Genomic DNA, 13,037 nt, shown 5'->3' with positions numbered 1-13,037 from the left:
CGAGACGAGCGGGCGAACGGCGAGCGGGGCGAGCAGCGGTGGGCGGACGACCAAGGGCTCGCCGGCCGCGGTGGCCGCCGGTGGCTACGTGGTGCGGGCGCGGAAGGCGCGGCGGTAGGACTGGGGGGTGGTGCCGGTGACGCGTTTGAAGCGGTCGCGGAAGGCGGTGGGCGAGCCGAAGCCGGTTTGGGCGGCGATCCGGTCCACCGAGTGGGCGGTGGTTTCCAGGAGGTGCTGGGCCCGGCTGATCCGGACTCGGTGCAGCCATTGCAGCGGGGTGGTGCCGGTCTGTTGGCGAAAGTGCCGGTTCAGGCTGCGTGCGCTCATCCCGGCCTGCGCGGCGATGTCGTCCAGGAGCAGTTCGCGGTCGCTGTGCTCGCGCAACCAGCCGAGCAGCGGTTCCAGGCCGGCGCCGTCCGGGGCGGGGGGCTCGTGCACGATGAACTGGGCCTGGCCGCCCGCACGTTCCAGGGGCATCACGGCGTCCCGGGCACTGTCCGCGGCGACCGCCGAGCCGTGGTCGAGGCGGATCATGTACAGGCACAGGTCCAGGCCGGCGGCGGCACCGGCCGAGGTCAGGATCGAGCCGTTGTCGATGTAGAGCACGTCCGGGTCCACCACGACCTCGGGATAGCGCTCGGCCAGCTCGGCCGTGCCGAGCCAGTGCGTGGTGGCCCGCAGACCGTCCAGGAGGCCGGCCTCGGCGAGCACGAACGCGCCCACGCAGATCGACGCGATCCGAGTCCCGCGCGCCGCGGCCTCCCGCAGCGCGGTGACCGCGGCCGCGGGCGTGGGCTCGGTCGGGTCGGTCCGGCCGGGACAGATGATCGTGTCCGCCTCGGCCAGTGCCTCCAGCCCCCATGGCGCGCGCAGCGTGAACTCGCCGGCGTCCACTTCGGCGCCCGCCTCGACCGCGCACACGCGCACCCGATAGGCGGAGCGCCCGTCCGGCAACCGAGTGCGCCCGAAAGCCTGGATCGGCGTGGTCAGATCGAAGCCGATGACGCCGTCCAGGGCCAGAATGGCGACGGTATGCATGGCAATAAGCTATGCGTTCACCCAATTCTCGCCAAACGTGGGAAAGCCGACGCCGCGACGGTCGCGCTGTGGTCGGCGCCTGCGGTAGCCGCTGTCACAGGTCGAAGGCCCGAGCAGGGTCATCGGCGTCAAGGCTGTTCGACGCTGTTGCCGCACTCCACGGCTGCCGCCGGCCGCTGAATTCGCCTGGCGAGAATCCGTGGAAGAGTGTCATTATTGCCACTCGTCGCACCCCGGCAGCGCTCCTAGCCTCGGTCCGTGACCAAGTTCCTCCTCGCCATCCACGTACTCGCCGCGATCATCGCGATCGGACCGGTGACGGTCGCCGCGAGCATGTTCCCGCCCGCCGCCCGGCACGCCCTCGCGGCTCCGCACGACGAACACGCCCTCGCGATCGTCCGGAACCTGCACCGGATCTGCCGGGTCTACACGGTCGTCGGGGTAGTGGTGCCGGTCTTCGGCCTGGGCGTCGCGCTGAACATGGACGTGCTCGGGGACACCTGGTTGATCGTCTCGATCGTGCTCACCGCGCTCGCCGCGGCGGTCCTGGCGCTGCTCGTACTCCCCCGCCAGGACGCCCTCCTCGCCACCATCGCGACCACCGAGCCCGCGACCACCGAGCCCGCGCCCGCCCGCCGCGTACCCGCGACCGAAGCCGCGCCTGCGCATGCCGCCGCGGCCGAACCCGCTCCCGAGCCCACGTCGCCCGCCCCACCGTCGGCCGCGTTCCGCGCCACCGCGCGGCTGGCCATGTTCACCGGCGTCTTCAACCTGCTCTGGGCGACCGTGACGGTCCTGATGATCGTGCGACCGGGCTCGACCACCGGCGCCTGATCGCCCGCCCCCGCGCCGGCCCGCCGGTGTTCGATCACACGTCCCCGCCGGGTGCAAAGATCCGCGATCCGGGCAGGTATCGATCCCGTACGGCGTCCGGGCTCACGGCCGGCGTGGCCGCGGGTTCGCGACGATGGGGACGATGTGGTGGAGCAACTCGACGAAGACGACCCGCGATCCGAGTCGTCGAACGACCCGCGCCGGTGGAGATGGGACACCCGACGCTGGTTGCTCGTGGGCGTGTCCGCGACGCTGGCCGTGCTGGTCCTGCTCGCGCTCTTGGGCACCTGGGTGTTCGCGCGGTCGACGTCGGTCAACGGGCACCTGGTCGACCACAGTTCGCCGGCGCTGATCGCCGCGGTGCGGCTGGAGACCGCGTACGCCGATCAGGACGCCGCCATCCGGGACCGCGTCCTGTCCGGCAACGCGCCGCTTCCGGACGCGTATTCGGCCGGTCGCGAAACCGAGCGCGAGCAGGTCGCCGTGCTGCGCGAGCTGTTGCGCGACGACACCGGCGCGACCGCCGATCTGCGGGTGGTGCTGGAGCGCGCTCGGGTGTGGGAGGACCGGGTGGTCCGCCCGGCCCTGGCCGTCGCGCCCGGGACGGCGCCGCCGGCGGAGGTACGCGCGGCCGTCGCCGACCCGTCGCCCTATACGGCGCTGCGCGCGGCGACCCGCGCCCAAGTGGACCACCTCCAGCGCCAACGCGACATCGCCCGGGCCGACCTCCAGGATGTCCGCGCTCTGCGTACGTGGGTGTTCAGCGCGATCGCCTTGGTGATCGTCGCGGGCGTGATCATGGTGTTCGCGGGCCTGCGCCGCGGCGTCACGTTGCCCGTGAGTCGACTGGTGGCCGATGCGGACGTGGTGACCCGGGGCGACTTCGGGCACCCGATCACCCCCAGCGGACCGGCCGACCTGCGCGCGCTGGCCGACGCGATGGAGGCGATGCGCCGCCGACTCGCCGACGAGCTGGCCTTCTCCGACGATGCCCGCCGCCGCCTGGACGAGCGGGCCACCGAGCTGCGCCGCTCCAACGCCGACCTGGAACAGTTCGCCTACGTCGCCTCGCACGACCTCCAGGAGCCGTTGCGCAAGGTGGCCGGCTTCTGTCGCCTCCTGGAGAAGCGGTATCAGGGGCAACTGGACGAGCGTGCCGACCGCTACATCGCCTTCGCGGTCGACGGCGCGGTCCGGATGCAGGCCCTGATCAACGACCTGCTCGCCTTCTCCCGGGTCGGCCGCGGCCCCGTGGACGAGACGGCGGTGGACCTGAACGCCGTGTACGAGACGGTCGTCGGCGATCTCGCCCTCGCGATCCGTGAGGCGGACGCCGAGGTGACGCGCGATCCGCTGCCCACCGTGCGCGGCGACCGCACCCAGTTGTCCGTGGTGCTGCAGAACCTGATCGCCAACGCGGTGAAGTTCCGCGAGCCGGACCGGCCGGTGCACGTCGTGGTGGGCGCGGAGCAGGTGGACGGGATCTGGCGGATCTCGGTGACCGACGACGGCATCGGCATCGATCCGGCGCAGGCGGACCGGATCTTCGTGCTCTTCCAGCGGCTGCACACTCGCGACGCGTTTCCGGGCAACGGCATGGGCCTGGCCATGTGCAAGAAGATCGTCGAGTTCCACGGGGGCACGATCGCCCTCGACACCGAATACACCACCGGCACCCGGATCACCTTCACCCTGCCCGCTGCGGCACCCGCCGTCGCGCCCGCATCCGTCGCGCCTGCGACCGTCCCGACGGCGAAACGGAATTCGACCGAACAGAGGACGCCGACCGCGAGGCGGATCCCGACCAAGGAACCGACCCCGGTCGACGACGGGCTACCCGCCGACGGCTGAGCCGGCCACCACCCGATCCGGCGTGATCGGCAGCGTACGCACCCGCACCCCGGTCGCGTGGAACACCGCGTTGGCGATCGCCGCCGCCGCGCCGACCACGCCGATCTCACCCGCCCCGCGCGCGCCGAGATCGCTGATGTGCGGGTCCGGTTCGCCGACGAAGAGCACGTCCAACGTGCCGATGTCCGCGTTGACCGGCAGGTGGTAGCCCGCCAGATGCGGCTCGACCACATGACCGCGCCGCGGATCGATCACGGTCGCCTCCATCAGCGCCTGGGCCAGGCCGAAGGTCATCCCGCCGAGCAGTTGGCTGCGCGCGGTACGCGGGTTGATCACCCGGCCGACGTCGAACGCGCCGACCATGCGACGCACCCGAACCGTACCGGTGAGCGCGTCCACCGCGACCTCGGCGAAATGCGCGCCGAAGGAGTGCACCGCGTATCGCGAGTTCGCATCCGGGTGGTGGTGGCCGACCGCCGACACGGACGGCTCGCCGATCCGGGCCAGTTCGGCGACGTACGTCCGCGGGCCGAACTCGATCGCACCGATCTCCCGCCGGTACAGCGGAGATTCCGGATCGGCGACGGCCGCCGCGAGCAGGTCGTCGCGAACCGCCTCGCACGCGCGCCGGATCGCCGGACCGACGTAGGCGACGGTCTGCGAACCGATCGACGGCGGCGCCTCGGGCAGATCGGTGTCGCCGAGTCGGACGATGATCCGCTCCGGCGGCAGGCCGAGCACGTCCGCGGCGATCTGGCCGAGCACGGTGTACGTCCCGGTGCCGATGTCGTGCGACGCGACCCCGATCACCGCAGTGCCGTCGACGCGTAGCTCGGCGTACGCCGCGGCGGGACCGGGGTCCATCTCGTGGGTCGCGGACGCCATCCCGGTGCCGATCAGCACGTCGCCCTCGCGGCGGGTGCCGGGGGTGCGATCGGCCGGGTCCCAGCCGAACCGCTCGGCGCCCACCCGGTAGCACTCGCGAAGGTGCTTGCCCGACCACGGCCGGCCCGACGACGGGTCCGCGTCGGCGTGGTTGCGCAGCCGCAACTCCACCGGGTCCATGCGCAGTTCGTGGGCCAGTTCGTCGAGCGCGGACTCCAGCGCGAAGGATCCCGGGGCTCGCCCCGGTGCCCGTTGGAAGGTCGGCGCCTGCATGTCCAGCCGGACGATCCGCTGACGGATCGTCACATTCGGGCAGGCGTACAGGATCGAGGTGAGCCCGCCGGTCGACTCGACCACGTTCTCGCCGGGCGAGGTCGCCGAGGTGCCGTCGTGGCCGATCGCGGTCAGCCGGCCGTCGCGGTGCGCGCCGAGCACGATCCGCTGCCGAGTGGCCGGCCGGGTGCCGCACGAGGTGAACATCTGCGGTCGGGTGAGTGCGAGCCGGACCGGCCGGTCGACCAGCCGCGCCGCCGCCGCGGCCAGCAGAACGTGCGGCCAGACCGTGCCCTTGCTGCCGAAGCCGCCACCGACGAAGCCGGACAACACCCGCACGTTCGCCGGCGGCACGCCGAACGCGCTCGCCAGCGCATCCCGCACCCCGCTCACGTACTGCGTCGAGTCGTACACCGTGAGTCGGTCGCCCACCCAGTGCGCGGTGGTGGTGCACGGTTCCATCGGGTTCATGTGTTGCGGCGGCGTCTCGTAGTACGCCTCCACCGTCACGTCGGCCACCGCGAGGCCGGTGGTCAGGTCGCCCCGGACGATGTCCTCGCGGCCCGGCGGGGTCTGCGGGATGGCGTCCTCGATCCGGACCAGCGGCGATTGGTGGCGATAGCGGGTACGGATGCGCTCGGCGCCGGCCACCGCCTCTTCGAGCGTCTGCGCCACCACCATCGCGATGTGCTGCCCGTGGTGGTGGATCACCGCGTCGGAAAGCGGGGTACGGCCGTCGCCCATCGGGCCGTTGTCGGCCGAGTAGTACGAGGCGACCCGGCCGATGCCCAGCGACCCGTCGGAGGTGCACACGGCGAGGACGCCGGGTGCGGTCTCGGCGGCGGCGATGTCCATGTCGGTGATCCGGCCCTTGGCGATCGTGCTCTGCACCAGCACCGCGTGCGCGAGTTCGGGCAGCGCCACGTCACCGGTGTAGATCGCGGTGCCGGTGACCTTGACCGGGCCGTCCACGCGGGCTGCGGCGGCGCCGATCCACGGAGTGGTCTGCGGGCTCATCGGTGCTCCCCTTCCGTGCTGCCGGGGGCCTCGCCGGTGCGTGGGGCCTCGCCGGTGCCCGGAGATTTCGGGGTGCCTGTGGCGGGGGTGTCGGTTGCCGGGGTATCGGTTGCCGGGGTGTCGGTTGCGGCCAGGGTGCTCAGGGCGCGGGCGACGACGCGGCGGATCAGTTCGACCTTGTGACCGTTGTCCCGGCCCGGCACGGCGCCCTCCGTGGCGGCGTCCCCCGCCCGGGCGAACGCGCCGGTGCTCGGTGGGCCGCCGATCAGCGCCGCCTCGGCCGCGTACGCCCGCCACGGCGTGGTCGCCACGCCGCCGAGCGCGATCCGCGCGGCCCGTACCGTGCCTTCGCGCACCTCCAGCGCGACCGCCGCCGAGCACATCGCGAACGCGAACGAGGCCCGCTCGCGCACCTTGAGGTAGTACGAGTGGGCGCCGAGAGTGGTCATCGGCACCTCCACCGCGGTGATCAGCTCGCCGTGGGTCAGCGTGGTCTCCCGCTCGGGGGTCTCCCCCGGTGGCAGGTGGAACGCCTCGATCGGCTCGGCGCGCGGGCCGTTCGGCCCGTCGATCGACACCCGCGCCTCCAGCGCCAGCAGCGCGACCGCGAGGTCGGAGGGGTGGGTGGCGATGCACCGGCTGCTCGTGCCGAGCACCGCGTGGCCGCGGTGTTCGCCGTCCAGCGCGGCACACCCGGAGTCGGGCACGCGCTTGTTGCAGGGCATCGCGAGGTCGCGGAAGTATCCGCACCGGGTGCGCTGCATCAGGTTCCCGCCGAGTGTGGCCAGGTTGCGCAACTGCGGGGACGCGCCGGCCAGGAGGGCGCGGGAGAGCACGGGCAGGCGCTCGCGCACCACCGGATGCGCGGCGAGGTCGCTGTTGGGTACCAGGGCGCCGATCCGGAGCGTGTCCGTGGCCGCGTCCACCTCGATGTCCGCGAGCGGGAGTCGGCCGATGTCCACGAGTCGGCCCGGCGCGGCGACGCCGCACTTCATCAGGTCGACGAGGTTGGTGCCGCCGGCGATGTACATCGCGTCCGGGCCGAGTTCGGTCCAGGGTTGCGCCGGTTCGGCCGGACGGGTGTAGGTGAAGGAACGCATGCGGGCCTACCGTCCGGCCGCGGCGGTGATCGCCGCGACGATATTGGGGTATGCGGCGCACCGACACAGGTTGCCGCTCATCCATTCGCGGATCTCGTCGTCGTCACCGGCGTGGCCCTCGGCGAGGAGCGCGACGGCGGACATGATCTGGCCCGGCGTACAGAACCCGCACTGGAACGCGTCGTGGTCGACGAATGCCTGTTGCACCGGGTGCAAGTCCCCTTCGGGGTCGCCGCCGAGGCCCTCGATCGTGGTCACTTCGCGGCCGCCGTGCATGAGCGCGAAGGTCAGGCACGAGGTGATCCGGCGGCCGTCGACGAGTACCGTGCAGGCACCGCATTGGCCGAGGTCGCAGCCCTTTTTGGGGCCGGTCAGGCCGAGCGTTTCGCGCAACGCGTCCAGGAGGGTGACGCGGGGGTCGATGCGGAGCGCTCGGGCTTCGCCGTTGACGCGGAGATGAACGACTTCGGCTTCGTCGGCGGCCATGGTCCCTCCCGAGGGGCGCACTCGGGCCGTCGGCCCGGCCCGGGATCTTCGCTGGTACCCACAGGCGGTGGCCTCAAGCGCGCACGTTGGGCCGGGGGTGCCGGGCCTTTGGTCGACGGGGGCGTCGAACGCCGGCCGGGCTTGCCGGCCTCGAACGCCGGCCGGGCCGAATCGGGTGCGGCGGGCTTGGTGAGGGTCGCAGGTTTTGGGTGCGGCGTATGGGTGGGGAGGGTTGGGATGGCGGAGAGGAGGGCTTGGGTGTAGGGGTGTTGGGGGTTGCCCAGGACTTGGGGGGATGGGCCGGATTCGAGGGGTTCGCCGGATTTCAGGACCAGGACGTTGTTGCACAGGTGTTGGACCACGCCGAGGTCGTGGGAGACCAGGATCAGGGAGAGGCCGAGGCGGGTGGTGAGGTCGCGGAGGAGGTCGAGGATTTGTGCTCGGACGGAGACGTCGAGTGCGCTGACCGGCTCGTCGGCGACCAGGACGCGCGGGTCGGGTGCCAGTGCCCGGGCGATCGCGATTCGTTGTCGCTGGCCGCCGGAGAACTCGTGCGGGTAGCGGGTGCGCGTCTGCGGATCCAACCCGACGGCCGCCAACACCTCGTCCACGCGCGCGTCGTGGTCACCCTCGACGCGGAGGCATTCCAGCGGTTCGGCCACGATGTCGCGTACCCGCGAGCGCGGGTCGAGCGAGCTCATCGGGTCCTGGAGGACGATCTGCACCTCGCGCCGGAACCAGGTCAGCGAGCGCGCCGGCCCCGGCCGAACCTCGCGGTCGCGGTAGTGCACCGTGCCCGCGTCGGCCCGGTCGAGCCCGAGCAGCAGCCGGATCAGGGTGGACTTGCCCGCGCCGGATTCGCCGACCACGCCGAGCGCGTCGCCCTCGACCAGTTCCAGATCCACGCCGCGCAGCGCGTACCGCCGCCCGGCCGGGCCCCACAACGACCGACGCGGCAGGCGGTACGTCCGGGTCAGTCCCTCGGCGCGCAGCAGTACGGCGGGCGCGGTCACAGTGGTGCCTCCACGGTCTCGGTCGAGGTATGGACGCCCGGTGTCGGGTCGCCCGCACCGAAGGCGTCGTCGAAGGCGGTGGCGTCGAACGCCGTGGCCCGCGCGGCCGCCAACAGCGCACGCGTGTAGTCCGCGTCGGCGTCGTGCAGGATGCGCTCCAGCGGTCCCTGTTCGATCACCCGACCGGTCCGCATCACCGCGATCCGGTCGCTCACCCGGGAGACCACCGCGAGGTCGTGCGTGATGAACAGCAGCGCGGTGCCCTGCTCATGGGCCAACTCGTCGAGCAGCGCCAGGATGTCCCGCTGCACGGTCACGTCCAGCGCCGTGGTCGGCTCGTCCGCGATCAGCAGCGCGGGTCGGCACGCGAGCGCGATCGCGATGCCCACGCGCTGGCGCTGGCCGCCGGAGAGTTGATGCGGCCAGGCCCGGACCAGCTCGGCCGGATCCGGCAGGCCCACCCGGGCGGCCAGGTCGATCGCCGCCCGGTCGGACTGACGGCCGGTCATGCCCCGGTGCAGGCGCAGCGGTTCGGCGATCTGGCGGCCGATCCGCATGGTCGGGTCGAGTGCGGTGAGCGGCTCCTGGAACACCATCGCGACCCGACTCCCGCGGACTCGGGCGAGTTCGCGCTCGGGCTTGCCCAGAAGTTCCACACCGTCCAGGCGGATGCTGCCGGTGACCTCGGCGCCTTCGGGCAACAGGCCGAGTACGGCGAGCGCGGTGAGCGATTTGCCGGAGCCGGATTCGCCGATCAGGCCGAGCCGTTCGCCGGGAGCCAGGGTCAGGTCGATGCCGTCCACCACGGTCCGTCCGGCGATTCGGATGGTGAGGTCGGTGACCCGGAGCAGCGCGGCGTGCGCCGGCAACGATGCGCGGGATGTGCCCACTTCATCGGTCCGCTCGACGTCGACGGTGTCCGTCGGGGCCTCGGGCGCCCGCCGGCGCAGTCGCGGATCGGTCGCGTCGCGCAGCGCGTCGCCGAGCAGGTTGAAGCCCAGGACGGACAGCGCGACGGCCAGTCCCGGCCAGACCACCAGCAGTGGCCGGGCGGAGATGTAGGGCTGCTGGTCGTGCAGGATCCGGCCCCAGGACACGGCGGGCGCGGGGCTGCCGTAGCCGAGGTAGGACAGCGCGGCCTCGGTCAGCGATGCCACCGCCATCACCAGGGAGAGTTGCACCAGCAATGTGGGCGCGATGTTCGGCAGGATGTGCCGGCGTACCGTGCGCCACGTGCTCGATCCGCTCGCGGTCGCGGCGAGCACGTAGTCGCTGCCGTGCACACGCTCGATCTCGGCGCGCGCGATCCGGGCCAGGTGTACGCCGAACGCGACGCCGATCGCGCCGGCCGCGGTCCACACCGATCCGCCGAACACGGCGGCCAGGATCATCGCGGTGAGCAGCGCCGGGAAGGCGATCGCGACGTCGATCAGCTGAACCACGCCCGCGGCGAACCGCCGGGGTCCCAGCGCCGCCGCCAACGCGAGCGGCAGGCCCAGCGCGGCGGCGATGCCGGCCGAGGCGAGCGCGATCAGCAGGGTCTCCCGGGAGCCGACCAGGATCAGGCTGAACTGGTCGCGCCCGAGCATGTCGGTGCCGAGCAGGTGGCCGCCCCGAAACGGGAGCAACCAGGGCGCGTTCGGGTCGACGGCGGTGGGGTCGTACGGGGTCCACACCAGCGACAGCGGCACCGCGCCGACCAGGATCGCGACGAGCGTGCCGCCGATCAGGCCGTTGCGGTCGCGGACCAGCGCGCGCAGGACGGTACGGGTGGGTGCGCCGGGCGCCCGCAGGGCCTTCACGCGGACACCTCCGGGCGGCGAACATCCGCCAGGCGCGGGTCGATCAGCCGTTGCGCGACGTCCACCAGGAAGCCGACGAACAGCACGATCGCGACCAGGAGCATCACTTCGCCCTGCACCTTGACCAGATCGCGATTGCCCACGTCGGCGACCAGCATCGAGCCGACGCCGGGCAGGGTGAAGACCTTTTCCACCACGATCGCGCCGACCAGGAGGGCGGCGACCTGCACGCCGAGCATGGACAACACCGGGCCGGCCGCGTTGCGCACGCCGTGTCGCAGCAGCGCGCCGGTGCGGGTACGCCCTGCCGCCCGCGCGGTGCGCAGGTAGTCGCGGTGCAGCACGTCCAGGGTCGCCGAGCGGACGAACCGCAGCAGTACCGCGCCCTCGGACAGGGCCAGGGTCAGGGTCGGCAGCACCAGACTGCGAACCGCCTCGCCCGGGTCCGCCCAGCCGTCCACCGGGAAGCCCTGTGCGGGCAGCAGCGGGGTCTGCACGGCGAACAGCAGGATCAGCAGCAGCCCCACCCACAACGTGGGCAGTGCGATGCCGAGTTGGCTCGCGACGCTGATCACGGTGGCGTCTCGACGCTCGCGGCGCACCGCCGCGAGCATTCCCAGCGGCACCGCGAAGGCCAGTGCGAGCAGCAGCGCGCCGAGCACCAGCGGACCGGTCACCCGCAATTTCTCGCCCAGTTCGTCGGTCACCGAGGAGCCGTTGAGCTGCGAGTTGCCCAGGTCGCCGGTGGGGACGTCGGTCAGCCAGGTCCAGTACTGCACGAGCAACGGCCGGTCCAGGCCCAGGTCGTGCCGGATGGCGCGAAGTTGCGCCGAGTCCGCGGTGATGCCGCCGACCGAGGTGGCGGCATCACCGGGCAGCAGCCGAAGCAGCGCGAAGGTCAGTACGCTCGCGCCGAGCAGGGACAGCGCGAGCAGTGCCAGTCGGCGCGCGACGAACACCGTCATGTCGGACGCCGCCGTGATGTGCGACGCGGGTCGACAGCTCGTTCGACCCGCTCCGACCGCAACGGGTCTCGCCGCGCGCTCACTTGGTGATCCCGATGGTGGCGAGGTCGAGTCGGCTGCTGGTGTGGTGTTGCGGTGCGCCGCTGACGCCCTTGCGTACGACAGTCAGCGTCTGGGCCTGGAACAGCCAGTCGGCGGCGGCGTCCTCGGTGACCCGGCGGCCGATCCTGGTGAGCAGATCGGTCCGGGTGCGCTCGTCGGGTGCGGCCACCGCCTGGGCGTACCAGTCGCGCACCTGCGCGTTGTCGTAGCCGAAGTAGTAGCCGGGGGTGGCGAAGTTGGCGATGTCGTGCGGCTCGGCGTGGTTGACCAGGCTCAGGTCGTAGTCCCTCGCCGTGTAGACCTCGCTCAGCCAGGCGGTGAACTCCTGCTGTTTGACCGTGAGTTCGATGCCCGCTTCCTTGAGATCGGCGACCAGCACGTCGCCGATCGCGGCCGGGTAGATGTTGGGGATCTTCAAGGTCAGCTTGAGGTTGTCCACGCCCGCGTCGGCCAGCGTCTTCCTCGCCGCGGCGGCGTCGTGCGGATCGATCGCGGCCAGGTCCTGGAAGCCCGGGTCGGAGGTGGGGATCGGTCCGCCGAGCCGGACGCCGGCTCCGCCGAGCGTCTTGATCAGCGCGTCCTTGTCGATCGCGCGGCGGATCGCGTGTCGCACGGCCGGGTTGTTCAGCGGCGCCTTGGCGTTGTTGATCGCCAGTGTGTACTTGTCGGTGGTGGTGCCGCGCAGCACGGTGAACTTGTCGTTGCCGGTGAACGGCTGGAGCAGGGTGGCCTCGGCCGCCGTCTCGATGTCGGTCTGACCCGTGGCCTGCGCGTTGTTCGCGGCGTTGCGGTCCGGGATGTAGCTGAGCACGACCTTGGCCACCTTGGCCTTGGCCCCCTGGTACGCGTCGTTGCGCACCAGGGTGATCGCCGAGCCGCGCTGCCAGCCGTCCAGCTTGAACGGTCCGGTGCCGTTCTCGGCGGCGTCCAGCTTGGTGAAGTCGGTGCCCTTCTTGTAGACGACGCCGACACGTTGGGTGAGTGCCCAGGTCAGGTTGGTGTCACGCTGCTTGAGCGTGATCACCACGGTTGCCTGGTCGGGCGCCGCGACGTTGGCGATGGTGGCCAGGGACTTGGCGTTCGGCTGCTTGGAACCGGGGGCGAGCACCTGTTGCAGCGACCAGGCGGCGTCCTCGGCGGTGACGGGCGAGCCGTCGTGGAAGGTGGCGCCGGGGGTGAGGTGGAACGTGTGGGTGAGGCCGTCGGCGGAGGTCTCGAAGCCGGTCGCGAGCGCGGGCACGATTTTGTTGTCCGCGTTGGTGTCGACCCTGAGCAGGCCCTGGTAGACGTTGTCGAGCAGGACCTGCTCGACCGCGACACCGGCGGTGGTGGTCAGGTTGAGACTGGTCGGCTCCAGCACCAATCGCACCTTGGCCGTCGCGTTCGGGTCCAGCGCGCTGTCGGCGGGCGCCGGCGGCTGGGTGTCGGCGCCGGTGGCGCCGGGGGTGGGGGTGCCGCCGGAGCCGCATGCGGCGAGGACCGGTCCGGCCAGGGCGAGGGCGGCGGCTATGCGGAGCGCGGAGCGGCGCATGGTGGATCGATCTCCTTGCTGGAAGCGGGGAAGGGTGTTGCGCGGTGCGTCTCGCCCGGGATGCCGGACCGACGGGTTTTCGGTCGCCCGCCCGGGGCTGCGGGCGGGCGCTCGGTCGCCGATTCGATCACCCTTGGGTG

10 protein-coding genes are annotated in these 13,037 nt (G+C 72.1%); 2 read left to right on the top strand and 8 right to left on the bottom strand.

What is annotated here, in order from left to right; translation table 11 throughout:
- Positions 1-84: 84 nt before the first annotated feature.
- Positions 85-1,038: a GlxA family transcriptional regulator gene (locus tag A3IC_RS0123550; protein ID WP_020552520.1), complete on the bottom strand. Its 954-nt coding sequence runs from the start codon at positions 1,036-1,038 to the stop codon at positions 85-87.
- Positions 1,039-1,296: 258 nt separating this feature from the next.
- Between A3IC_RS0123550 and A3IC_RS0123545 the strand changes: the two genes are divergently transcribed.
- Both A3IC_RS0123545 and A3IC_RS0123540 read left to right on the top strand, forming a co-directional pair.
- Complete coding sequence (locus tag A3IC_RS0123545) at positions 1,297-1,872, top strand: hypothetical protein (RefSeq protein WP_020552519.1); 576 nt, start codon at positions 1,297-1,299, stop codon at positions 1,870-1,872.
- A 147-nt stretch (positions 1,873-2,019) separates the two neighbouring features.
- Positions 2,020-3,723, top strand: coding sequence for a sensor histidine kinase (locus tag A3IC_RS0123540; protein ID WP_245599390.1), 1,704 nt, complete (start codon positions 2,020-2,022; stop codon positions 3,721-3,723).
- Here A3IC_RS0123540 and A3IC_RS0123535 read toward each other — a convergent pair.
- The 7 genes from A3IC_RS0123535 to A3IC_RS0123505 form a co-directional block, all read right to left on the bottom strand.
- Entirely contained in the window at positions 3,706-5,898 is a 2,193-nt protein-coding gene (locus A3IC_RS0123535) for a xanthine dehydrogenase family protein molybdopterin-binding subunit (protein ID WP_020552517.1), read from the bottom strand. The genes A3IC_RS0123540 and A3IC_RS0123535 overlap by 18 nt on opposite strands.
- Positions 5,895-6,998, bottom strand: a complete 1,104-nt coding sequence (locus A3IC_RS0123530) for an FAD binding domain-containing protein (RefSeq protein WP_020552516.1) — start codon at positions 6,996-6,998, stop codon at positions 5,895-5,897. Before A3IC_RS0123530 ends, A3IC_RS0123535 begins: the two co-directional genes overlap by 4 nt.
- Before the next feature lie 6 nt (positions 6,999-7,004).
- Positions 7,005-7,484 carry a (2Fe-2S)-binding protein gene (locus tag A3IC_RS0123525; RefSeq protein WP_026218637.1) on the bottom strand — a complete coding sequence of 160 codons (480 nt, stop codon included), beginning with the start codon at positions 7,482-7,484 and terminating at the stop codon, positions 7,005-7,007.
- Positions 7,370-8,497 carry an ABC transporter ATP-binding protein gene (locus A3IC_RS56175; protein WP_020552514.1) on the bottom strand — a complete coding sequence of 376 codons (1,128 nt, stop codon included), beginning with the start codon at positions 8,495-8,497 and terminating at the stop codon, positions 7,370-7,372. The genes A3IC_RS0123525 and A3IC_RS56175 overlap by 115 nt, the downstream gene beginning before the upstream one ends.
- Positions 8,494-10,299 carry a dipeptide/oligopeptide/nickel ABC transporter permease/ATP-binding protein gene (locus tag A3IC_RS56170; protein WP_020552513.1) on the bottom strand — a complete coding sequence of 602 codons (1,806 nt, stop codon included), beginning with the start codon at positions 10,297-10,299 and terminating at the stop codon, positions 8,494-8,496. Before A3IC_RS56170 ends, A3IC_RS56175 begins: the two co-directional genes overlap by 4 nt.
- The gene (locus A3IC_RS0123510) at positions 10,296-11,264 is read right to left on the bottom strand and encodes an ABC transporter permease (protein ID WP_020552512.1); all 969 of its coding nucleotides are present in this window, start codon (positions 11,262-11,264) and stop codon (positions 10,296-10,298) included. Before A3IC_RS0123510 ends, A3IC_RS56170 begins: the two co-directional genes overlap by 4 nt.
- A gap of 79 nt (positions 11,265-11,343) precedes the next feature.
- Complete coding sequence (locus A3IC_RS0123505; RefSeq protein ID WP_020552511.1) at positions 11,344-12,897, bottom strand: ABC transporter substrate-binding protein; 1,554 nt, start codon at positions 12,895-12,897, stop codon at positions 11,344-11,346.
- Positions 12,898-13,037: the final 140 nt, after the last annotated feature.

Origin of the sequence: Embleya scabrispora DSM 41855, assembly GCF_000372745.1 — a bacterium.
GTDB classification, from domain to species: Bacteria; Actinomycetota; Actinomycetes; order Streptomycetales; family Streptomycetaceae; genus Embleya; species Embleya scabrispora.
The sequence above is the reverse complement of the archived record's forward strand: the minus strand, read 5'-3'. Positions and strand labels throughout refer to the sequence as shown.